The organism is Archangium violaceum Cb vi76 (assembly GCF_000733295.1).
Lineage (GTDB): Bacteria > Myxococcota > Myxococcia > Myxococcales > Myxococcaceae > Archangium > Archangium violaceum.
The window spans coordinates 22,553-45,592 of the sequence record NZ_JPMI01000302.1; the positions used below are offsets into that span (position 1 = coordinate 22,553).

At 68.1% G+C, this 23,040-nt stretch carries 20 protein-coding genes; 1 reads left to right on the plus strand and 19 read right to left on the minus strand.

Features of this window, described 5'->3' with window-relative positions; translation table 11 throughout:
• The first annotated feature begins 3 nt into the window (after positions 1-3).
• The gene (locus tag Q664_RS41725) at positions 4-636 is read left to right on the plus strand and encodes a MarC family protein (RefSeq protein ID WP_043409618.1); all 633 of its coding nucleotides are present in this window, start codon (positions 4-6) and stop codon (positions 634-636) included.
• A 20-nt stretch (positions 637-656) separates the two neighbouring features.
• On the opposite strand, the gene Q664_RS41730 is transcribed toward Q664_RS41725, so the two are convergent.
• The 19 genes from Q664_RS41730 to Q664_RS41825 all read right to left on the minus strand — a co-directional run bounded on the left by Q664_RS41730 (position 657) and on the right by Q664_RS41825 (position 23,029).
• Entirely contained in the window at positions 657-1,106 is a 450-nt protein-coding gene (locus Q664_RS41730; RefSeq protein WP_043409760.1) for a hypothetical protein, read from the minus strand.
• A gap of 35 nt (positions 1,107-1,141) precedes the next feature.
• Entirely contained in the window at positions 1,142-2,161 is a 1,020-nt protein-coding gene (locus Q664_RS41735) for an OmpA family protein (RefSeq protein ID WP_043409620.1), read from the minus strand.
• A 233-nt stretch (positions 2,162-2,394) separates the two neighbouring features.
• On the minus strand, positions 2,395-3,198 hold the full coding sequence (locus tag Q664_RS41740) for an LpxI family protein (RefSeq protein ID WP_043409623.1): 804 nt from the start codon (positions 3,196-3,198) through the stop codon (positions 2,395-2,397).
• 1 nt (position 3,199) lies between these two features.
• Positions 3,200-3,976 carry an acyl-ACP--UDP-N-acetylglucosamine O-acyltransferase gene (gene lpxA / locus Q664_RS41745; protein ID WP_043409627.1) on the minus strand — a complete coding sequence of 259 codons (777 nt, stop codon included), beginning with the start codon at positions 3,974-3,976 and terminating at the stop codon, positions 3,200-3,202.
• 20 nt (positions 3,977-3,996) lie between these two features.
• Complete coding sequence (gene fabZ / locus Q664_RS41750; protein WP_043409761.1) at positions 3,997-4,464, minus strand: 3-hydroxyacyl-ACP dehydratase FabZ; 468 nt, start codon at positions 4,462-4,464, stop codon at positions 3,997-3,999.
• Positions 4,464-5,519, minus strand: a complete 1,056-nt coding sequence (lpxD, locus tag Q664_RS41755; RefSeq protein ID WP_043409764.1) for a UDP-3-O-(3-hydroxymyristoyl)glucosamine N-acyltransferase — start codon at positions 5,517-5,519, stop codon at positions 4,464-4,466. Before lpxD ends, fabZ begins: the two co-directional genes overlap by 1 nt.
• 17 nt (positions 5,520-5,536) lie before the next feature.
• Positions 5,537-6,103 (minus strand): OmpH/Skp family outer membrane protein, encoded by a 567-nt coding sequence (locus Q664_RS41760; protein WP_043409628.1) that lies wholly within the window; start codon positions 6,101-6,103, stop codon positions 5,537-5,539.
• A gap of 103 nt (positions 6,104-6,206) precedes the next feature.
• Positions 6,207-8,603: an outer membrane protein assembly factor BamA gene (gene bamA, locus Q664_RS41765; RefSeq protein WP_075207666.1), complete on the minus strand. Its 2,397-nt coding sequence runs from the start codon at positions 8,601-8,603 to the stop codon at positions 6,207-6,209.
• A 151-nt stretch (positions 8,604-8,754) separates the two neighbouring features.
• Entirely contained in the window at positions 8,755-9,429 is a 675-nt protein-coding gene (locus Q664_RS41770) for an ABC transporter ATP-binding protein (protein WP_043409767.1), read from the minus strand.
• 5 nt (positions 9,430-9,434) lie between these two features.
• Entirely contained in the window at positions 9,435-11,798 is a 2,364-nt protein-coding gene (locus tag Q664_RS41775) for an ABC transporter permease (protein ID WP_043409635.1), read from the minus strand.
• A gap of 12 nt (positions 11,799-11,810) precedes the next feature.
• Positions 11,811-13,355, minus strand: a complete 1,545-nt coding sequence (gene lysS / locus Q664_RS41780; protein WP_052519337.1) for a lysine--tRNA ligase — start codon at positions 13,353-13,355, stop codon at positions 11,811-11,813.
• Positions 13,356-13,454: 99 nt separating this feature from the next.
• A complete protein-coding gene (locus tag Q664_RS41785; protein WP_235217084.1) occupies positions 13,455-13,808 on the minus strand; it encodes an anti-sigma factor family protein in 354 nt (117 codons plus the stop codon).
• A gap of 26 nt (positions 13,809-13,834) precedes the next feature.
• Positions 13,835-14,470: a sigma-70 family RNA polymerase sigma factor gene (locus tag Q664_RS41790; protein ID WP_043409640.1), complete on the minus strand. Its 636-nt coding sequence runs from the start codon at positions 14,468-14,470 to the stop codon at positions 13,835-13,837.
• 119 nt (positions 14,471-14,589) lie between these two features.
• A protein-coding gene (gene prfB, locus Q664_RS41795) for a peptide chain release factor 2 (protein ID WP_235217085.1) occupies positions 14,590-15,709 on the minus strand; the annotation gives its coding sequence in 2 pieces (ribosomal slippage) (positions 14,590-15,639 and positions 15,641-15,709; 1,119 coding nt in all).
• 54 nt (positions 15,710-15,763) lie between these two features.
• The gene (locus Q664_RS41805; protein WP_043409649.1) at positions 15,764-17,080 is read right to left on the minus strand and encodes an Lnb N-terminal periplasmic domain-containing protein; all 1,317 of its coding nucleotides are present in this window, start codon (positions 17,078-17,080) and stop codon (positions 15,764-15,766) included.
• Between the two features lie 105 nt (positions 17,081-17,185).
• Positions 17,186-18,031 carry an rRNA maturation RNase YbeY gene (gene ybeY, locus Q664_RS41810; protein ID WP_043409772.1) on the minus strand — a complete coding sequence of 282 codons (846 nt, stop codon included), beginning with the start codon at positions 18,029-18,031 and terminating at the stop codon, positions 17,186-17,188.
• 23 nt (positions 18,032-18,054) lie between these two features.
• Positions 18,055-20,532 (minus strand): HD family phosphohydrolase, encoded by a 2,478-nt coding sequence (locus tag Q664_RS41815; protein ID WP_043409651.1) that lies wholly within the window; start codon positions 20,530-20,532, stop codon positions 18,055-18,057.
• 109 nt (positions 20,533-20,641) lie between these two features.
• The gene (locus Q664_RS41820) at positions 20,642-21,739 is read right to left on the minus strand and encodes a PhoH family protein (RefSeq protein WP_043409654.1); all 1,098 of its coding nucleotides are present in this window, start codon (positions 21,737-21,739) and stop codon (positions 20,642-20,644) included.
• A 99-nt stretch (positions 21,740-21,838) separates the two neighbouring features.
• Positions 21,839-23,029, minus strand: a complete 1,191-nt coding sequence (locus Q664_RS41825) for a DUF4388 domain-containing protein (protein ID WP_043409657.1) — start codon at positions 23,027-23,029, stop codon at positions 21,839-21,841.
• Positions 23,030-23,040 lie beyond the last annotated feature (11 nt).

Consider the following 23,040-nt stretch of genomic DNA (forward strand, 5'->3'; position numbering starts at 1 on the left):
CCCATGCTTTCCGAGCAGCTCTCCCTGTTCCTCGTGTCGCTCCCGGCGGTCCTCTTCGTGGTGGACCCGATCGGAGTCGTGCCCATCTTCCTGGCGATGACGTCGGGGGACTCGGAGGAGAAGATCCGCAGCACCGCGCGGCGGGCGTGCGTGGTGGCGTGCTCGCTGCTGGTGTTCTTCGCCGTCTTCGGCGGCGTCATCTTCAAGGTATTCGGCATCTCGCTGGGCGCCTTCCGGGTGGCGGGCGGCATCCTGCTGCTCATCACCGCGCTGGACATGCTGCGGGCGCGGCCCTCGGAGACGCGCACCACCCCGTCCGAGCAGGCGGAAGGTGAGACCAAGGATGACGTGGCGCTGGTGCCGCTGGCGATGCCGCTGCTGGCGGGTCCGGGAGCCATCGCCACCGCCATGGTGCTGATGGCCCGCGGCGGCGACAGCCTGCTGTCCGCCGTGCCCGTGCTGCTGGCCATCATCATCACCTTCGTGACGAGCTACTTCGTGCTGCGTGCCGCCGGCTTCGTGCAGCGCGTGCTCAAGCAGTCCGGCGTGGCCATCCTCGAGCGCGTGATGGGCCTCATCCTGGCGGCCATCGCGGTGCAGTTCATCGCGGACGGCGGGAAGGACCTGCTCCGGTAGCGAGAGCAGATCCGACCGGCTCAGATGCTGGAGGACACCCAGGCGCCGCCTTCGCTCTTCATCACCGCGCCCTTGGCCTCGCCGCCCAGGGACAGCTCGTCCGGGGCCGCGCGCTGCGCGTCGTAGATGTAGCCGCCCACGCGCGGCTGGAGGTAGAGCACCACCGCGTCCGTGGTGATGTTCTGCACCACCTTGTAGTTGGCACCGCCGCACGTGGGCTCGTCGCTCGCGAAGAGCCGCTCCAGCATGGCCTCCTCGGGCCGGCGCACGAAGACGAGCACCTGAGAAGGAGCGTCGTCCTCGTCCGTCGCCAGCCCGGCCAGCAGTTGCTGGGGCACCTGCTCGCGCATCAGCGCCTGGACCAGCTCACACTTGGCGGACTCCTCGTCCGGGCGGATGAGCGAGGCCTTGGAGCGCATGCAGCCGGTGGCGGCGAGGACGAGCAGAGCGGGCAGCACGAGTCGCTTCATCCGTCGGTTCTCCTGGGGGTGCATCTTGAGGTGCATCACAGCTTCCGCCACTGCGGCGGAAAGGGGGTGGAGGCCAGGGCCGGAGGCTCGATGGCCAGGATGTATTCGGCGCGCCGGTTGGCGGCCTCGTCCGTCTCGTCCTGAGTGGGCACGCGCGGGGACTGCTCGCCGAAGCCCTCGTAGAAGATGGGCAGCTTCAGGCCCCGCTTGCGCAGGTACGCGGCGATGCTCCGCGCCCGCTCGAGCGACAGCTTCCGGTTGGAGTCCGTGTCCCCCACCGTGTCGGTGTGCCCGAGGATGTAGAGGCGCAGCTGTGCGAAGCGGCCGTAACGTGTCACCGCGTCGGCGATGAGCGCGTGGCTGGCGTCCAGCTTCCGCCGCTCCGCCGCCGGCACGTCCGCCTTGCCCGAGGCGAAGTTGATCTCCTCATGCGGGATGTCCACCCGCCACGGGAAGAAGTCCATCCCCGTGTAGAAGTCCGCGGTGTCGAAGGCCTTGAGCGAGATGCGCAGCACCTTGCCCTCCGCCTCCGGCCACGTCACCTCCAGCGGCTGGCCCGCGGGCGCGCCGTCGAAGGGCACCTCGCCGTCGAAGGCCGTCTTGCCGGTGTCCATCAACACCGTCACCTGCGCGCGCGCCGCGGGCCGGGACAGCGTGAAGCGCAGCTTGCGCCCCGGCACGTCCACGTCCTCCGGCACCACCGTCAGCTTCAGCGGCCCCAGCAGCTCCGTGTCGAAGGACAGGGGGATGGACGCCTCCTCCGCGTCCGGGAAGCGCACCACCAGCTCTCCCTCGTAGTGGAAGCGGCCCTCGGGCTGCTCCAGCGGGAGGGCTCGCGTCGTCCCCGGCTTGCCTCCGCCCTTTACCCGCACCTGCTGGCCGTCACCCCGCTCGAGCTTCAGCTCGAAGCCGGCGATGGGCTCCTCGATGTGCACCCGCAGCTCCGGCAGCCCCTTGCCCACCGCGGCCCGGGGCTGGAGCGACACGCGCACCGCGTCCGCGAGCGCGCACAGCGGGGTCAGGGTGAGGCACAACAGCAGGAGACGGACGTTCATGCGTGGTGGCGACCTCCGGACAAGGCCAACCCTGGCCGGAGCGTGTGGTTCGGTGCAACGCGGACCCGGGGGGAAGCACGGAATAGTGTCCGGAACAGGCCCTTGGGCGGCGAGCATTCCACACAGGGGCGTGAATTGACGACCCTCACCCCAGCCCTCTCCCAGAGGGAGAGGGAGCACGCACGGAGGACAGCCAGGGGGGCGAGGGGAAATGAGCGGGGACTGGGTACTCCTCAGGGGACTCCGACGAGGGTGATGCCCGCCTTGTCCGCCCCTCGGAAGAGCTCCGGCGCGTCCAGCAGCACCGTCTTGCCCGTTTGCAGGGCCAGTACCTTCGCCCCTACTTCCTGCATGACTTCCAGCGTGCGCGGGCCCACCGCCGGGAGATCGAATCGCAGGTCCTGCCCCGGCTTGCAGCGCTTCACCACCACCGCGCCCGCTCCACCGTACTTGCCGCCCCGCCGGATGGCCTCGTCCGTGCCCTCCACCGCCTCCAGCGCCAGCACGTGCCCGTTGTGCACCACCACCGTCTGGCCCACGTCCGCCTGGCCCAGCAGCGTGGCCACCTCCCGGCCCAGCGTCACGTCCTTCTCCTGCGTGGCGTTCAGCCGAGGCCCCGCCAGGTGTCCCTCGGGGCACAGCGCCTGCGCCAGCCAGTCCGTGGGCGCCACGATGGTGATGCCATGGGACTCGAAGTAGTCCGCCACCGCGCGCAGCAGGGCGTCGTCCCGGAAGCTGCGCAGGCGCGACATGATGCGCACCGCGCCCAGGTCCGGCCGGGCCTCCGTCAGGGCCCGCACCCGGCCGATGCCCCCGGCCATCGCCGCTCGCTTCACCCCTCCCTTGCGGAAGGCGCGGATGATCCGGTCCACCTGACCCAGCTTCACCCACGTCAGCTCGGCGACCTCGGCCTCGAGCGAGGGATCCGCCTCGCCCCGGTGGGCCACCGCCACGACCTCCAGCCCCTGCTCCCGGGCGGCGCTCGCGAACAGGAAGGGCAACCGTCCGTTGCCCGCGATGAGGCCGATGCGCTCCACGTCAGCGCGTCAGCCCGCGCTTGCTCTGGCTGACGAAGTCCACCAGGTAGTCGATCTCCGACTGGCCGCCCATCTCCGCCTTCAGCTGGGCCAACGCCTCCGCCAGCTGCAGCTTCGAGCGGAAGAGGATCTTGTAGGCCTCCTTGATGCGGCCGATCTGCTCCTCGCTGAAGCCGTGCCGCTGCAGGCCCACCACATTGAGGCCGGCCAGCTCCGCCCGGTCTCCCTGGGCCGTGCAGTACGGGGCCACGTCCATCACCACCATGGAGCCGCCCGCGATGAACGCATGCTTGCCCAGCCGGGTGAACTGGTGCACCGCGGACAGGCCTCCGAGGATGACGGAGTCCTCCAGCACCACGTGCCCCGCCAGCGCCACGCTGTTGGCGATGACGCAGCCATTGCCCACCACGCAGTCGTGTGCCACGTGGCTGTAGGCCATGAAGAGGTTGTTGTTGCCCACCCGCGTCACTCCGCCCCCACCGGCCGTGCCGATGTTGAGCGTGGTGGACTCCCTCAGGGTGTTGCCATCCCCGATGATGAGCTGGGTGTCCTCGCCCGCGTACTTCAAGTCCTGCGGGGCTCCGCCCACCGCGGCGAACGGGAAGATGCGGTTGCGCGCACCGATCGTCGTGCGTCCGTCGATGACGACGTGGGGACCCACCCGCGACCCCTCGCCAATCGTCACCTTCTCGCCGATGATGGAATAGGGACCCACTTCCACTGTCTCGTGGAGGCGAGCCCCGGGGTGGACCACCGCAGTGGGGTGAACCTGCGCCATGGTGTCTACCTCGTACCTTCTCAGGAAGCGTCGGCCGTGGAGCCGCCCGTGCCCTTGTTCTTGTCCACCACCGTGGCCAGGAACTCGCCCTCGGCCACCTTCACGCCATCCACCGTGGCCGTGCCCTTCGTCTTCCAGATGGCACCCTTGTGGCGGATGACCTCGATGTTCAGCTGGAGCCGATCTCCCGGCACCACCGGCTTGCGGAAGCGCGCCCCGTCCACCCCCATGAGGTACGTCACCATGTTCTTGGGGTCCATGTTCTCGGTCTTGTACGCGAGAATGGCCATGGCCTGCGCCAGCGCCTCCAGGATGAGCACTCCCGGCATCACCGGGTGCCCCGGGAAATGGCCGTTGAAGAACTCCTCGTTCATGGTGACGTTCTTGAACGCCACCAGCTTCTGGCCGGGGACGATCTCCACCACCCGGTCCACCAGGAGGAACGGATAGCGGTGCGGCAGCAACTGCTGGATCTCCTGGATGTCCATCATCCGGCCTTCTCCTTCTTCTCGAGCGTCTCGACCCTGCGGCGCAGGGTACGCACTTCCTTGAGCAGGTCGCTGATCTGCCCGAGAGCGGCCGACATGCGCAACCATTCCCTGTGAGGCACGGCCGGGCTGCCACTGACCACCTGCCCGTCCTCCACGTCATGGGCCACACCGGACTGGGCGCCCACCTTGGCCATGTCACCCACGCGGATGTGGCCCACCACTCCCACCTGCCCCGCCAGGACCACGCCCATGCCCAGCTCCGCCGAGCCGGACACGCCCGCCTGCGCGCAGATGAGCGACAGCGGGCCCACCTTCACGTTGTGGGCGATCTGCACCAGATTGTCGAGCTTGGAGCCCCGGCCGATGACCGTTTCGCCAATCGTCGCCCGATCAATGGTGGTGCAGGCCCCCACCTCCACGTCGTCCTCGATGCGGACGATGCCGGACTGGGGCACCTTGTAGTGCTCCGGGCCGTTCTCGCCCTCGGGGTTGAACGCGAAGCCGAAGCCATCCGCGCCCACCACACACGAAGCATGGAGGATGACGCGCGCCCCCACCTGGCAGTGCTCGCGCACGGTGACGTTGGGGTAGAGCAGGCTGTCCTCGCCAATGCCCGCGCCCTCGCCCACGTAGGCACCGGGGAAGAGCACGGCGCGAGCGCCCACCGTGGCGCCCTTCTCCACCGTGGCGCCCGCCATCACCGTGGCCTCCGGGTGCACGCGCGCCTCGGGGTGCACGTGCGCCCCGGGCCGCACTCCGGCCGCGTGGGAAGGCCTCGGGTGGAAGAGGCTGGAGATCTTCGCGAAGGCCAGGTGCGGATTGGCCACCCGCACCAGGGAAACGCCCTCGCGAGGCTCGGCGTCCTGCGTCACCAGCACGGCCGAGGCCCGGGTGGCCTCGAACTGCTTGCGGTAGCGCGGATTGCCGTAGAAGGAGAGCTCGCCCGGAGCCGCCTCGGCGAGTCCGTTGAGCCCTGTAATCAAGAGGCCGGCATCTCCGACGAGCTCGCCGCCCACATGGGTGGCGAGCTCACCGAGCCGGCGCGGGGTGATGGCGTTCACGAAGAGGCCTACTTCTTGGGAGCGTCCTTGGCGACCGGCGCGTCCTTCGGCTTGGCCGAGGAGCTGTTGTAGGACCGGATGACCTCGTTGGTCAGGTCATACTGGCTCATCGCGTACACCAGGCCGGAGTCCCGCTTCTCGAAGACCATGCCCAGGTTCTCGCGCTTGGCGATGCCGGCGATGACCTCGTCGATCTTCCCGATGATGGGCTCCATCTCCTTGCGCTCGCGCTCGGCGATCTCCGCGCGGCTCTTCTCGAACTTCTGCATCAGCTCCAGGTACTTCTTCTGGAAGTCGGCGGCCTTCTGTGCGCGAACCTCCTCGCTCATGGCGCTGGCCTGCTTCTCCAGCGTCTCCTTCTCCTTGAGGAGGGCCTGCTGCTGCTGGGCGATCTCCTTCTCACGCCCCTCCACCCACTTCTGGAGCCGGTTCTTGGCGGCCTTGCCATCCGCCACCTCGACCAGGACGCGCTGATAGTCCACGTAGCCGACCTTCAGCTCCTGGGCGGCGGCCAGGGTCGGAACGGCGAGCGAGAGGGACAGGGCCAGCACCGACAGTTTGCTTCGAAGCGACATGTGCGACAGCTCCTCGGAGAGGTTTGGAAAGTCCGACGTTCCGGCCCCCTTCCCTGTTCAACGGCCGTGAAATCGGCCGGTTGGGAAGCGGGCGGGCCGCCTGTCAGAAGAAATTACCGATCGTAAACTCGAAGAGGATGGGCTCGTCTTCCGTGCGCTTGTTGAGCGGGATTCCCCACTCGAAGCGCAAGGGGCCGACCGGCGAGAACCAGCGGAAGCCGAAGCCCACCGAGGTGAACAGGCCCGCCAGCGGCAACGGCACCCCCCGGTCATTGCGGATGACGAAGAAGCTCTCGTTGGCGGCGAACGCGTTGCCCGCGTCGAAGAAGACGACGCCGCGGATGCCGGCCTTCTCGAAGACGGGGAACTCGAGCTCCAGGTTGAGGATGAACTGCTTGTTGCCACCCACGTTGAGCCGCTCGATGGGCGCGTCCGGCGAGCCCGAGCTGGGCGCCAGCAGCGAGGGGCTGATGCTGCGCAGCAGGTAGCCGCGCACCGAGTTGATGCCACCCAGGTAGTAGAGCTCGGAGATGGGAAGCGGCCGGTCGGCATCCAGCTGCTGGATGTAGCCCACGGTGGCGTTCGTCTTGAAGACGGCGCCCAGGGGCATGGGGAAGTAGAGGCGCGAGTAGGCGGTGTAGCGCGTGAAGAGGAACGGCGAGTTGCCGATGCCCAGGAAGGGCGGCGCGTACTCCACCGAGCCGTAGTGGATGAAGCCCTTGGAGGGGAACAGGCGGTTGTTGCGCTTGTCGTAGGTGACCGAGAAGCGCACCGAGCTCGTCACGCCGCTGAGGAAGCGGTTGGCCAGCAGCACGCCACCGAAGTCCTGCGAGGCCGACACGTTCACGTGCTCTTGCGAGTAGCCCACGTTGAGGAGCAGGTCCTCGATCACCTGGTAGCCCAGCGACAGGTTGCCGCCGGTGGACTGACGGGTGAAGTCGACGTAGTCCGCCTCCACGCGGAAGAAGTCGGCGGACAGCAGGAAGTTGGTGTCCAGGAAGTACGGATCGAAGAAGGACAGCTGGACGAGCGAGCGCAGGCTGGAGATCTGCGCCGAGGCCGACACGCTCTGGCCCCACCCCAGGGCGTTGTTCTGCGACACCTGGGCCGTGAAGATGAAGTTCTCCACGTTGGAGAAGCCGAGGCCCACCTGGAAGGTACCGGTGGCCTTCTCCTTCACCTCCACCTGGATGATGATGGAGTCATCGCGGCTGCCCGGGCGCTGGGTGACTTCCACCGTCTCGAAGAAGCCGAGCGCCGTCACGCGCTCCTTGCTGCGGCGCACGCCGGTGCCGCTGTAGAGCTCACCCTCGTAGATGCGCAGCTCGCGGCGGATGACCTTGTCGCGCGTCTTGGTGTTGCCCACGAGCTCGATGCGCTCGACGGAGACCTGGGGGCCCTTCTGCACGTCGAACGTCAGGTCCACCGTCTTGGTGTCCGCGTTGACGTTGGTGACGGGGTTGATGTTGGCGTAGGCGTAGCCCCGGTCGTAGTAGACGTCCGTGATGGACTGGATGTCCTGGCCCAGCTCCGTGCGGCTGAAGTGCCGGCCCGTCCCGGAGCTCATCAACACGGCCAGCTCCTCCTTGGGAATCACCAGGTCGCCGGAGAAGTCGATCTTCCCGATGTCGTAGCGATCACCCTCGGTCAGCTTGATGGTGATGTAGATGTAGCGCTTGTCGGCGGAGAGCGAGACGGTGGGCTTGTCCACGCGGACGTTGATGTAGCCCTCGTCGTAGTAGGTGGCCTGGATGACCGCCAGGTCGCGCTGGAAGGCCTCCTCGCGGTAGGTGCCCTCGCCGGTGACGAAGGAGAGGTAGCCGCCCTCCTTGGTGATCATCACGTCCTTGAGCTTGGAGACGGACACCTGCTCCGCGCCCAGGAAGACGATGTCCTTCACCATCACCTTGGAGTTCTCGTCGATGACGAACACCACCTCGACCTGGCCGCCCTCCACGGGGGAGATCTCGTGGGTGACCTCGGCGAGGAAGTAGCCCTTGTCGATGTACTTCTCCTGGATCTTCTTCTGGGTGCGGCGCACCGCGTCCATGTCCAGGATGGTGAGGGCCTTGACCTCGATGGACTCCTTGAGGTCGTCCTGGCTGAGCTCCTCGTTGCCGCGCAGCTTCACGGCGCGGATGGAGGGCCGCTCCTGGACACGCACCACGTAGACGATGCCGCCGGTGGGCAGGCGCTGCGTCAGGAGTTGAACATCGGCGAAGTAGCCGAGCGCCCAGACGGCGCGGAGATCCTCGGCGGTACGGTCCTCGTCGAAAACCTCACCGACCCGGGTGCGAAGGGCGCGGCGGATGGCCTCGCCCTCGACGCGGCGGTTGCCCTCGATGCGGATGTCGGTGACCTCGCCCTCCCGGACCTCCCGGTCTGGGGCGGCGGGGGCTTCGGAGCCGGGCGTGGCCGGGGCCGGGGGAAGCGCCTCGGCGGGCACGGAAGTAGGCGGCGGGGTGGCCTTGTCCGCCTGCGCGAGCACGCGACCGGGCATCACCGTCCATGCGGCGACGAGGAGCGGGACCAGGAACCTGAGCGAGAGAACGGGGAGCCTCAAGGAGCGTTCGGCCTGTGAAGGGCGGGGCAATCTACGGGAGGAATTCGACAGGTCTCAATGGGAAATCGCCGGGAGGGGGGCTGGGAAGTCAAGCCTCGGTCACCTGGCCGGCCACCAACCGCAGCCTTCGGGGCATGGAACGGGCCAGAACCTCGTTGTGGGTCACCACCACGGCGGTGATGCCCAGGTCCCGGTTCACCTCGCGCAGCAACTGGTGGATGCCCTCTCCGGTGGCGGGGTCCAGGTTGCCGGTGGGCTCGTCGGCGAGCAGCACCGCCGGCTTGAGCACCAGGGCCCGGGCCAGGGCCACGCGCTGGGCCTCGCCGCCGGACAGCTCCCCGGGCCGATGCTCCATCCGGCTGCCCAGCCCCACCCGCTCCAGCAATTCCCGGGCGGAGGCGTAGGTCTCGGTCCGGTCCCGCCGCTGGATGAGGGCCGGCATGGCCACGTTCTCCAGGGCGGTGAACTCGGGCAGCAGGTAGTGGCTCTGGAAGACGAAGCCGATGGTGCGGTTGCGGAAGTCGGCGATCTCCGCGTCGTTCATCGCGAAGACGTTGCGGCCCTCGAAGCGCAGCTCGCCCGCGGCAGGAATGTCCAGCGTGCCCAGCACGTGCAGGAAGGTGCTCTTCCCCGCTCCGGACGCACCGATGAGGCTCACCAGCTCGCCCTTCTCGATGTCCAGCGACACGCCGCGCAGCACGTCGATGCGCTTGCCGTGCAGGAAGTAGCTCTTGAAGACGTTGTGGATGGAGAGCAGCGCCATCTTCTTCACTCCGCCTTCAGACCTTCCACCGGCTCCACGCTGCTCGCCTTGAGCGCGGGATAGATGGAGGCCAGGTAGGTGACCAGGACCGCGATGACCACCGCGAGCGCGGTCTGCACCGGCTCGATCTTCACCGGCAGCGCGGGGATGTAATAGACGGACGGGTCCAGTTTGATGCCCACCTTCAGGATGAAGTAGCACCACGCCAGGCCGGACAGGAGCCCCAACAGGCCGCCCGCCACGCCAATCTGTAGACCCTCGGCGAGGAATATCTTCACGATGCCGCCATCGGAGACACCGAGTGCCTTGAGCACGGCGATCTCCTTGCGCTTCTCCAGCACGAGCATGATGACGGTGGCCACGATGAGGCCGGCGGCCACCACGATGATGATGGACAGGATGATGCCCATCACCAGCTTCTCCAGCCGGAGCGCGGAGAAGATGTTGCGGTGGATTTCACCCCAGTCGCGCGAGCGGTAGGGGTAGCCACCCAGCTCGCGGGACACCGCCTGGGAGATGCGCCGGGCGTCGTCCACGTCCGCCACCTTCAGCTCGATGCCGCTGGGGCCATCGGTGCCGAAGAGCTTCTGCGCCTCGGCCAGCAGGATGTAGGCGAACTTGGCGTCGTACTCGTACATGCCCGAGTAGAAGATGCCGGCCACGCGGAAGGCGCGGCTCTTGGGGATGAGGCCAGCGGGGCCCAGCTCGGCGCCCTGCGGGGAGATGACGTTCACCCGGTCCCCCACCACCACCCGGAGGATGGCGGCCAGCTCCCGGCCGAGGATGATGCCGGGCAGCACCTTGTCCGAGGCGCTCGTCGTGGACTTGCCGATGATCGGATCCTCGACCTCTTCCTCCTCGGGCTCATCGGGCTGCTTGCCGAACATCGTGCGCCGGGGGGCGATCTTCTGGGGCTGCTCGAGGTGATCAAGGTTGCCGCCCGGCTGCATGTTCTGGCGCAGGTCCAACACCGAGCCCACCGTCTCCGGGTCGATGCCCTTGAGGACGATGCCCTGCACCTCGTCATCGGCGAGCACCATCACCGGGTTGTCGATGGACGGCGTCTGGCCCTCCACGCCGGGCACCTTGGCGATCTGCTCCATCAGCCGCTTGTACTCGGGCAGCTGGCCCGCGTACTTGGACACCACCACGTGCGAGTGGGCGCCGAGGATCTTCTTCTGGAGATCCTCCTCGAAGCCGCTCATCACCGACAGGACGATGATGAGGGCCATCACGCCCACGCCCACGCCGCCCACGGAGAGCGCCGTCATCATCATGGTGGGCGACTGCTCGCGCAGCTTGAGGCGGTTGAGGGCGGAGGCGGCGGCGAGCGGATCCTGCAGGCCCAGGGAGCGGATGCGCGTGCGCTCCACGGCCGCCTCCACCGCGCGGATGATGCCGTAGACGATGAGCGGCGGGATGATGCCGAACATCAGCACCGCCAGCGTGCCCAGCAGCAGCGAGGGGCGGAAGACGCCCACGTGCCGGCGGGCCACGAAGAGCTCGAAGCCCAGCCGCAGATCCAACCGTCCACTGCCCGCGGCGATGAAGCCGGTGTTGATGCCCAGCACCAGCATGAGCACCAGCAGCGAGAAGACGAGCCAGTAGCCAATCACCGGGCGGCCGAGCATGTCCGCCAGGTACGTCACCTCGCGCAGCCGGTAGCCCAGCGACAGCTGGAGATCCGGGAGCTGCTCCATCAGCGTCAGCAGGATGGGCACGGGCAGGCCCAGGTAGATGACACCGATGGTGGCCTCGGGCATGGCCACCCGCCGCGCGCGCGAGGCCCCCACGAAGCCGCACGCGAAGGCGACCAGCGAGGCGACGACCAACGACACGGCGAAGGCGACCGTCGGCGCCAGTCCCGACGACTCCCCCGCCGCCGCGGAGCCACCCCCGCTGGACAGGAACGTCTGCAGGAGGATGAGCACCAGCTCCGCCAGCAGGATGCCGCCGCCGTAGGCGCCCAGGGTGCTCCAATAGAAGTCCCGGTACTGGGCCAGCCGCGGATACAGCGTCGCGCCAGCGGCCGGGCTCGGACCCTCGGAGGAAACCGGGGCGCGCCGGATGCCGGAGGCGATGACCACCCAGCCCACCAGCCAGGCCGCCGCGCCGGCGATGACGTACTCCGTCCCGACGGGCTTCACCGCGGCCGGCAGGGCGGACTGCACCGGCATCAGGCCCAGGGCGTTGAGGGCCTGCAGCAGCCCGCCCCAGCTGAGGGTGGACAAGCCGAGCGTGCCGGCCACACGCGCCCAGGCGTCGGCGCGGGTGATGGCCAGGCCGAGCAGCACGGCCCCCACGAGCGCCACGAGGGCGCCGCTCCAGATGAGACTCCAGCGGTAGACGGTCTGCCGTTCGGCGTTCACGAGATTCCCTGCCTACTTCGCAAGCGGCTTGAGGAGGGGGAAGAGGATGACGTCGCGGATCGACGGTGCGTCCGTGAACAGCATCGCGACGCGATCAATCCCGATGCCCTCGCCAGCCGTGGGCGGCATGCCGTGCTCCAGGGCACGGATGTAGTCCTCGTCATAGTCCATCGTCTCCTGCTGGCCGCGCTTCTTGGCGTCCAGCTGGGCGAGGAAGCGCTCCTTCTGGTCGAGCGGGTCATTCAGCTCGGAGAAGGCGTTGCCGATCTCCCGGCCGGCGACGAAGAGCTCGAAGCGGTCGGTGATGTCCGGGTTCTGGTCGTTGCGGCGCGCCAGGGGGCTGACGGCGGTCGGGTAGTGGGTGATGAACGTGGGGTGCACCAGCTTCTGCTCCACGTGGTGCTCGAAGAGCGCGCCCACCAGCTCGCCGTGGTGCATGGTCTCCACGGCGCGGCGCTCGGCCTCGCCGTGCGACGTCTTGAGCAGCTCGCTCCGCAGCCGCTCCGGGTCCGCCATGTCCTTGTCGCTCAGGGACGGCACCACCTCGCGGATGGCCTCGGTCATGGGGATGCGCTTCCACCCCTTGCCGAAGTCCAGCACGTGCCCCTGGTAGGTCACCTGGGTGTCGCCCGTCACCGCCTTCGCCGCGCCCGAGAGCATCTCCTCGGTGAGGTCCATCAGGTCCTCGAACGTGGCGTAGGCCTGGTAGAACTCGAGCATCGTGAACTCGGGGTTGTGCCGGGTGCTGATGCCCTCGTTGCGGAAGTTGCGGTTGATCTCGTAGACGCGCTCGATGCCGCCCACCACCAGGCGCTTGAGGTACAGCTCCGGGGCGATCCGCATGTACAGATCGATGTCCAGGGCGTTGTGGTGGGTGCGGAAGGGCCGGGCCGCCGCGCCGGACACCAGCGGGTGCATCATCGGCGTCTCCACCTCGACGAAGTCGCGCCCGTCGAGGAAGTCCCGGATGAAGCGCACCAGCTTGTTGCGCTTGAGGAAGACCTGCTTCACCTCGGGGTTGGAGACCATGTCGAGGTAGCGCTGGCGGTAGCGGACCTCGACGTCCGTGAGGCCGTGCCACTTCTCGGGCAGGGGCCGCAGGGACTTGGTGAGCGGCACGAACTTCGTGGCGGACAGGGTCAGCTCGCCCGTCTTCGAGCGGAACACCGCGCCCTGGGCGGCGACGAAGTCACCCATGTCCGTGAGCTTGAAGAGCTCATAGGCGTCCCCGAGGGCGTCCTTCTTGAGGTGGACCTGGATCTCCCCCGAGCGGTCGCGCAGCTTGACGAAGGCGGCCTTGCCGAAGCTGCGCACGGCCACGATGCGGCCGGCCACATCGTAGACGGCGGGCTCGGCCTTCTCGAGCTCCTCCATGGACTGGCTGCCGTGACGGGTGAGGATCTCCGCGGCCAGGTGCTGGGGGCGGTAGCCGTTGCCGTACGGGTTGAAGCCGGAATCCCGCCATTTGCGCCCCTTCTCGAGGCGCTGGTCGTAGATTTCCTGCTCCTTGGACCCGAGGTCCGCTTCCGCGTTCTTGTTCTCTGGAGTGTCAGCCATGGGGCATCCCGTAGGGGCGCGGCACCGTAGCCAAGCCCACCCCGGGACGCAACGAATGGCTGGTAGGGATGTTCCCGAAAAGACCCGACCCGGCCCGTCTCAGGGCGCGGACATGATGAGGAAGGCCCCCACCGCGGCCGCGATGAGCAGCGGAATGAGGATCTCCACCGGCAGCCGGTAGTGCGCGTGCATCTGGTGCAGCCGCTTGAGGCCGAAGCGCCGCTGGCGCTTCACCCGCGTCATCACCCTGGAGGCCAGCGCCGGGGGCGCCTTCTGCTTCTCCACGTTGCGCACCCGCAGCACGGTGGCCGAATAGCGCTGCCACCCCCGCGCGCAGTCGCCGCACTCGTCCAGGTGCGAACGCACCGCCTGGGCCTTGTCGGCCGGAAGCTCCTCATCGGCGAGGGCGATGAAGAGGGCCTTGGTCTCGCGGTGGCTGAGCTGCGCTGGCATATCCCGGAGTCTCCGCTGAAAACCGTTCATTCCTCAAGCCGCCCCAGGAGATCCGCCAGCTTCTCCCGTGCCCGGTGGAGCCGACTCTTCACGGTACCCAACGCCAGCTCCGTGATGTCGACGATTTCCTCGTATGACAACCCCTCGATGTCCCGCAGGGCCACCAGCATCCGGGCGTCCGGCTCCAACTGGGAGATGGCCCACTGCACCCGCGCCTGTTCCCTGGCCGACTCCAGCGCCGCGTCCGGCCCCGGCGGAGAGCCCAACAGGTCCGCCAACGCCCCCTCGCTCTGCTCGCCGTACTCCTCCGAGCGTCCCCTGCCCCGCCGCTTCAGGTACTTCAGCCGGTTGATGCAGTGGTTCTTTCCAATCCGGAACAACCACGTGGACAGCTTCGAGTCCTCCCGGAAGCGCGACAGGTTCTGGTGGGCGCTCACGAAGACGTCCTGCACCAGATCGTTCGCCTCCTCCCGGTCCCCCAGCATCCGCACGCAGAAGTCGTAGAGCCGGTCCTGGTGCGTGTGCACCAGCGCCTCGAAGGCCTCCGGCTCGCCCCGCCGCAGGCGCGCCAGCAACAGGCGCTCCTCGCGCGCGGCGGCCTCGGCTTCGGCGGACACCGGCGTTCCCTCTGTCTCCATCCCGAGCACCCCGCTCGAAGACACCGGTGACCTCCCCACGTGGCCTACACCGCGCGCGTCCATCCTACCCCGTCCCGTTTCTCCCTGTTCCACGGCCTCGGACAACGAGGCCATGGAAAGGTTCCACGGGTTTTCCGGGGCAACTACTCGGGGACGTTGCGGTTGGGGTTCTTCACGCCCATGAGCTGGGCGGTGACGAACTCCTCGAGGCTGCCGTCCAGCACGGCGTCCACGTTGCCCGTCTCCACGCCGGTGCGCAGGTCCTTCACCATGCGGTAGGGCGCGAGCACGTAGGAGCGGATCTGCGAGCCGAAGGAGATGTCCTTCTTCTGGGCCTCGGCGGCGGCCTGCTCGGCCTCGCGCTTCTTGAGCTCCAGCTCGTAGAGGCGGGCGCGGAGGATCTTGAAGGCCATGTCCTTGTTGGCCGACTGCGAGCGCTCCGTCTGGCAGGTGATGAGGATGTTGGTGGGCAGGTGGCGCAGCTGCGCCGTGGAGGAGGTCTTGTTGACCTTCTGACCGCCCGCGCCACCGCCGCGGATGAACTTCAGCTCGTAGTCCTTCTCCGGGATGTCGATCTTGATGGTGTCATCCACCTCCGGATAGACGTCCACCGAGGCGAAGGCGGTCTGCCGGCGCGCGTTGGCGTCGAAGGGGCTGATGCGCACCAGCCGGTGCACGCCCACCTCGGCCTTGAGGTAGCCGTAGGCGAACTCACCCTCGATCCGCAGCGAGACGTTCTTGAAGCCCGCCTCTTCGCCCTCCACCGCGTCGTTGATCTCGACCTTCCAGCCCTTGGTCTCGCAGTAGCGCGTGTACATGCGCATGAGCATGGCGGCCCAGTCCATGGAGTCGGTGCCGCCCGCGCCCGCGTTGATGTCCATGAAGCAGCTGGAGCGGTCCTGCTCGCCAGAGAGCATCCGCGCCAGTTCCAGCTTGGCGACCTCCGACTCGAGCGTGCCGAGCGAGTCCTCGGCTTCCTTCGCGCTGGCTTCGTCGTTGAGCTCGGCGGACAGCTCGAAGAGCACCTGGGCGTCATCCAGGCCGCGCATGGCCTTCTCGTAGGAGCCCACGCTCGACTCGAGCGTGGTCTTCTCCTTGAGCATCGCCTGCGCCTTGGTGTTGTCGTCCCAGAAGTTGGGGAGCGTGGACTCTCGCTCGATCAGCGCGATGCGGGACCTCTTGCGATCGAGGTCAAAGATGCCCCCGGAGCGCGAGCAGGCGCTCCCGAAGTCCGTTGATCTTCTCCATCGAGTCGTTGGCCATGTGTGTCGTGTCCTCGGTGTGCGCGAGGGGTACCCGCGCGCGATTGCCGGATGATCAGCTACCGGAAGCCTTCAGGGAAGGAGACAGTGGTTCCGCAGGCCCGGCCGCCGCAGCCCGGCCCCGGGCCAGGGTGCACGCCCCCTCCAGGCCCATCGACAGGGGGAGCAGGAGCGCGATGAGGCGCCAGTTGTCCTGGTCGAACATGGGCAGCACCTTGAGCATCAGCCCCAGCACGCCCAGCGCCGCCAGCGTCCGCCACAGGCGCCGCAGCCGCTCGATGGCCCGGGGCGAGCCGAGCATCAACTGGATGCCCAGGGGCACGGCCAGCACGGTGAGCGGGTTGGCCAGGAAGAGGTTCTCGTTGCGGTACGTGACCGTGTGGTCGGTGAACAACCACATGATGAACAGCGCGAGGCCCGGAATCCCGGCCACCAGGCCCACCAGCAGGTTCTGCAGGCCGAGCAGGATGCGAGGCGCCCGGGCTCCCCCGCTCCGGCGGATCCAGAACCCCAGACCCGCCGCGCCGCCGCCCAGCAGGAGCCCCAGCACCAGCAGCAGGGGCGCGTACTTCGGCGGCTCCGAGGGCGTCACCGGGCGGCCCTGCGCCGCGTAGATGTTGATGGTCTTCGCGACCAGAGGGTGCTTCTGCCCGTCCTCGCCCACCACCTGCAGCTCCGCCACCTGTCGCTCCAGCTCGTCCGGGAGGAAGGCCTCCTGCCAGCGGGTGACGGGCTTGTCGATCTCGTCGTTCATCAGGAAGTCGAGCAACAGGCCCATGGCCGGGCCGACGTCCGAGTAACGGCGCGTGTGGTCGCGCAGCGTCATGCGCCCGGGTGCGTTCATGGACTGGTGGAACTGGCCGCCCACCACCTTGTCGATGGCGTCGCGCAGCCGCGTCACGCAGTTGTCGTTGTAGTGGTGGTAGAGGTAGTGCCGGTTCTCCGGCAGCACGTTCACCGCGAGCAACCGCCCCATCTCCACCTTCTGCGCGGGCGAGAGGTTCAGCTCCTGCAGCCGCACGTCCCGGTTCAGCGAGCGGTAGAAGCGGAAGGTGCCCCCGGGGCCCGCGTCGTCCACCCAGAACTCGAGCCGCCCCATGGCGTAGCGGGCCAGCATGGTCGAGTCGAAGGAGAACATGCCGTAGTTGTAGAGGCGCGACTGCTTCAGCCGCTGATCCTCCACCACCAGCGAGCCGTGCCCGAACCACGACGCCACGTCATCCCCGGGCCCGAAGGTGACCAGGTAGATGCTCAGGTCCTGGCCCTGGCTCTCGCCCGTCCCCCAGGGAGGCATCTCCTGGGCGCGCGTCGGGGTGGAGGCCAGCAGCAACAGGCCGAACAGGCAGGTCAGCAATGGAGCAAGACGAGGCATTGTCCGTCCCAACAAATGAGGGCGGGCCTACCTATCATGCGCGCCGCCCGACTCAACCCCGAGAGTGGCTGACAGGTGAGCGGGCGTCCAGGGCCTGAAGGGCCCTCACGTCATGAGCTTGCGGGCCCGGGGGGCCACGGCGTCGCCCACCATGCCGCTCTCGCCGAGCAGCCGCTCCTCGGTGCGCGCCATCTTCTGCGCGTCCTTGGGGCGCTCGTGGTCGTACCCCAGCAGGTGCAACAGGCCGTGGGCCAGGTAGCGCGCCACCTCGGCGTCGAGCGTCCGCTCGTACTCCTTGGCCTGCTTCTTCGCCGTGTCCAGGGAGATGACCACGTCCCCGAGCTGCCTCGGCCCGGGCGTGCCCTTGGGCAGGTCCCCCGCCGGGAAGCTCAGCACGTCCGTCGCCTTGTCCTTCTTGCGCCACGTGCGGTTGAGCCGGCGGATGGCGTGGTCCCCCACCAGGGAGATGGACAGCTCGCACCCCGTCAGCTCCAGCTTGCGCAGGAACGTCTCCGCCAGCTCCGTCACCTGCTTGGAGAAGCGCTTGCCCTGCGGGTGCGCCACCTGCACCGTCACCCGGTTGGCCTGCTCCTCCTCGGGCTCCTCCTCGAAGTGGGCCAGCTCCACCCGGAAGGCCGGCGCGCACACCGAGTAGTAGTCACACGCGCCCTGCCCGTCGTTGCGGTACACCACCCGGTGCTCCCTCGGCACCATCCCCAGCTCCCCTTCCCCGATGAGCTGGCGCCGGCCGTCCACCACCAGCGTCAGCTCCCCCTTGAGGACGATGACCACCTCGTCGAACGCGGCGGTCCGCGCCGGCCCGGACCAGCCCGGCGGCGCCAGCATCCGGGCCACCGACATGGAGTCGGTCCCCGTCGTCGCCGCGCCCACGAACTCCTCGATGCGCTTCCCATCCTCGCGCGGGATGATCTTGCCCTTGCGCAGCTTCACCACGTTCGGCCTCCTCCGCTGCCTCAGGTGCCCGTGCCAGTCGGGCGCGCCTTGCCATCCTGCTTCGTCGTCCCCGCCACCGTCAGCGCCGCCCCCTTGGGGCCCGCCTGCAGCGCTCCCGCCGGGTACTCCGGGCGCGCATGGTAGATGCCCTCCAGCGTGTGCAGGAAGGACTGTGCGATGAGGTTCAGGTCCCTCAGTGTCAAATCACACTCGTCCAGCTGCCCCTCGGAGAAGATGAGGTTGATCATCTTCTGCACCTGGGCCTGCAACCGGGACGTGGTGGGCTCGGGCAGCGCGCGCGTCGAGGCCTCCACGGCGTCGGCGATCATCACCAGCGCCGCCTCGCGGAACTGCGGCTTGGGGCCCGGGTAACGGAAGATGCTCTCGTCGATGGGCTGAGCGCCTTCCTTGCCCTCCTGCTCCTTGACGGCCTTGTGGAAGAAGTAGCCCACCAGCCGCGTGCCGTGGTGCTGCGGAATCGCATCCGCCACCAGCTTGGGCAACCGGTACTGGCGCGCCATCTCCAGCCCCTCGGTGACGTGGCGCTTGATGATGACGGCGCTCATCGCCGGGGCGAGGCTGTCGTGCTTGTTGTCGCCCTTCTGGTTCTCGCCGAAGTAGAGCGGATTCCGGCCCTTGCCAATGTCGTGGTAGTAGGCGCACGAGCGCGCCAGCAGCGGGTTGGCGCCAATGGCCTCCGCCGCGTTCTCCACCAGCGTGCCGATGATGATGGAGTGGTGGTAGGTGCCCGGCGCCTGGACGATGAGCTCCTTGAGCGCCGGGTGGTTGAGGTTGGCCAGCTCCAGCAGCTTCAGGTCCGACGCGTAGCCGAACACGGACTCGATGAGCGGCGTGAGCGCCATCACCATCACCGGCACCGCCAGCGCCGTGCCCGTGAAGGCGAACAGGGCCGTGATGAGCGTGTCCGGCGTCAGCCCCTTGCCCTCGGCCAGGAAGAGGCAGAGGACCGCCACCAGGTTGACGCCACCGGAGACCACACCCGCCCGGAAGAGGCCCACCCGGTCCTTGGCGTGGGCGACACGCTCCGCCGCCACCAGCGCGCCCACCAGCGCGTAGATGCCGAAGGACAGCGAGTTGCCCAGCATCACCCCGCACAGGCTCGCCAGCACCAGCGCGAAGTAGAGCGCCAGCTCCTCGGAGAGGATGAAGCGCACCAGCATGGCCCCGGCCGCCACCGGGAAGGCGTAATAGAAGGCCTCCAGGGGAATGGCCGTGTACCGGTCCTGCACCGCGTCCGCGATGGACACCCACACCTGCAGCAGGCCCAGCATGGCCACCAGCAGCAGGCCCAGCAGCACCGCGTCCTTGCGCGTGGGGCGGAAGCGCCGGAAGGCCGCCCGGCAGAAGAGGTAGATGGCCGAGATGAGCAGCGCCACCAGCCCCGTGCCACCCACCTGCAACTGCACCAGATCCAACCGGTCCGTCTGCGCCCGCATGCCGCGGATGGCCACCAGGTGCGTCTCGTTGACCAGCTCCCCGTCCCCGATGACCCGCTGGCCCTTCTTGATGGAGATGACGGCGTCCTTCACCGCCGCCGCCGCCTGGCGCCGCCGCGCGTCCGTCTCCGCCAGGTTGATGGTGAGGTTGGGCCGCACCAGCCGCTTGGACAGCCGCAGCACCGCCCGCCGCTGCACGCCCGGCGAGTCCGGCAGCAGGTTGCCCGGAATGGAGGCGAACCGATCCATCTCCATGTGCGCCTCGCGCACGTCCACCACCGTGGGCGCCGTCCCCGGCAGCGTCTGCTCCCCCTTGTGCCTCAGGTCCCGCACGGTGATGCCCTGAGGGCCCTCGCGCGACACCTCCTCGCGCGAGTTGGTGATGTACACCGGGGTGGGCTCGGCGAAGCCGTACGCCCGCTCCACCAACGATACCGTGGCCTGCTCCATCGCCTCGGAGAAGCGCGCCGAGGCCAGCGCCTGGACGTCTTCATTGTCCAGCACCGCGTCCTTGCGCCCGAACAGCAGCCCCAGGAAGAGCTCGCGCTCCTCCGGAGTCACCAGGGGCTGCTGCGCTGGCTTGCGCGGCTGCGCCTTGCCCGTCTCCGGGGCCGCCCCCTCCTGCGCGGCGGCCTCCGCCCGGGCCGCCAGCCGCTGGCGCATCTCCTGGAAGGCCGCGCCCACCGACGCGCGGATCTCCAACAGCACCCCCGGGCTCAGGTCGTACACCGGCCGCACCGCGCCGCGCGCCTCCAGGCGCCGCTGCTCGGTCATCGACTGGTGGATGATGTCGTAGTCCCGCCCGGCCTTGAAGCCCGCGGGGGAGTTCGCCCGGAAGGGCTTGCCCAGGTGCTCCTCGGTGAGCGCCGGAATCTGCTGGCTGAAGAGGCCCGGAGAAATGACGAAACCGGCGGCCACCGACACCGTCAGTAGCAACAACACACTCGTCAGGCGCCGGCCCCAACGCGGGCCGAGCCGGAAGCGGTGGGCGAGCGCGTCCAGCGGACTGGGTCCGGGGGGCGACGAGTCCGGTTCGGCCATGGGGTTGTCCAACCTATGGGAGGCGTGGCGGGTTCATCAAGCACAGCGGGCGGCGGGAATTCCCTCCGCCGCCCGCCGCCTGCTCACCCGGCTATCGAGCTAAGGAAAATCAAGGGGTTGGCGTGTCGGACTCCGGCACACCGGCAGCCACTTCCGGTGCCGCCCCACCCGCCACCGCCGCTTCCGCTTCCTTCAGGGCCTTGGCTGCCTGCTGCGCCGCGTCGTACCGATCGTAGGCGCGGATGACCTCCTGCACCAGCGGGTGACGCACCACGTCCACCTCGGTGAACTCGGAGAAGGAGATGCCCTCCACGTTCTTGAGGATGGAGCGCGCGTGGTGCAGGCCGCTCGTCTTTCCCACCGGCAGGTCCACCTGCGTCACGTCACCCGTGATGACCGCCTTGCTGTTGTAGCCCAGGCGGGTGAGGAACATCTTCATCTGCTCGATGGTGGTGTTCTGCGCCTCGTCGAGGATGACGAAGGAGTCATTGAGCGTGCGGCCACGCATGAAGGCCAGCGGGGCCACCTCCACCACACCCTGTTCGATGAGGTGCAGGGCGCGCTCCACGGCCATCATGTCGTGCAGCGCGTCGTAGAGCGGGCGCAGGTAGGGGTTGACCTTCTCGGCCAGGTCTCCGGGGAGGAAGCCGAGCTTCTCGCCGGCCTCGACGGCCGGACGCGCCAGGACGATGCGCTTGACCTTGCGCTCCTGCAGGGCGGCCACCGCCATGGCCATGGCGAGGTACGTCTTGCCGGTACCGGCCGGGCCGATGCCGAAGACGATGTCATGGGCGCGGATGGCATCCACGTAGCGCTTCTGCGCGATGCTCTTGGGGGCGATCTGCTTGTTGCCCGAGCTCTTGAGCACCGGGCTGTTCATCACGTCCTGGAGCGACTCCGCCCCGCCGCGGCCGAGCACCTTGATGGCCTGCTCGACGTCCTCGCGGTAGATGGGGCGGCCGGCGCGGATCATCTCCTCGAGGTTCTCCACGAGGCGCACGGTGAAGGCCACCGCGTCCGACGGTCCAGACAGGTGGAGCTCGGTCCCCCGCTGTCCGACCCGGACGCCGAGCCGACGCTCCATGAGCTTCAAATTCTCGTTCTGGTTGCCACACAGTGCCAGGGTCGTCGCGTTATCGCGGACATCCACCTTGGCCGAGGTGGGGCTGACTGCTGCTTGAGCCTCTACTGTGGCGGGGTTTCGCAATTCGTCTAATCCCTCGGGACGGGTGTCGGACAATTCAAAGCCTCACTGTCAAGCTAACGTCCTCCCACTGTCAGCGAAAGGAGGAAGCAAGCAGCCCACCTAGCGCAGGGGAGACAGGAGGATGAACTGCCGATCTGACGTACGGCGGTAGTAATAATCCTCCCGCCACGGGTAGCGGAGGTCCTCCTGCTGTAGGAGTCCCACCTCCACCAGCACATCCAAGCGCTCGGGGAGGGCGCCCTTTTCCAGTCGAAACACCTCCAGGGCGGCTTCGATTCGGCCCCGCTGGGCGCGCGCCAGGAGACGCTGGGCCGCCGGGTCAGCGAACGAGGAGGCGGAGTCATCCCCCAGGTCCCAGGTGTCCGGCCGGAGCCGGGAGCCCACGAAGCCCAGCGCGGCCAGCACGACGACGGTGACGACGGCGCGGGCCACCACACCGCCCACCCGGACGAGCAGGTTGGCCGCTCCCACGGAGGAGGCCCGGCCCGAGGCATGGTGGGCACGGATGTACTCGAGGTTGAGCAGGTTGACGAGCGCCTTGCTGGTCTCGAACTCGCCCATGCAGCTGAGGTCCACCAGCTTGCGCAGGTCGCGGCCGGGGGCGACGAGCTCGTAGACGCGGCGCTCGGCGCTGCCGATGGACTTGAACTCGCCCTTGTTCTCGTCCTTCTTCTCCTCGGAGAAGGCGTCGTCGAAGGCGGCGTCGAAGTCGTCCTCTTCCTGCTTCTTGTTCTTGGGGTTGGGGGCCGGCAGCTCCTTGAGCCGCTCGAAGGTCATGGCCTCGCTGGAGATCTTCTTCCGGACGTGGGGCCACTCGTCCACCATCCGGAAGCCTTCCATCAGCACGCTCTCGGCGCGCAGCGGTGTGATGGATTCGCTGTCGGCCTGGACCTCCTCCTGCTTGAACTCGTAGGTGCCCGCCTTCCAGAGGAAGAGCCCGTAGAGGGACTCCGTCACCTGGAGCTGCATCATCTGCTTGAGCTTCTGGGCGGAGATGGCACCGGTGCTGATGAGCACGTCGCCCACCCGCTTGAGGGTGCGCTTCTGCGTCTCCAGCGCGCTCTCGAGCTGCTGCTCGGTGATGAGCTCGGCGCGCACCAGCATGTTGCCGATGAGATCCTTCTTCTTCCGGGTGACGCTCTCGGCGCGGACGATGTTGCCGTCCCGGAAGAAGACCTGGACCTCCTGCTCCTTGCTCTTGAGGTACAGGACACCCGTCTTCTGCTGCTGACCGATCAGCTGCAGGATGTCCGCGATACCAAAGTCCTTGAGCGTTCCCGTGAGGGCCATCGTCGGTCCCG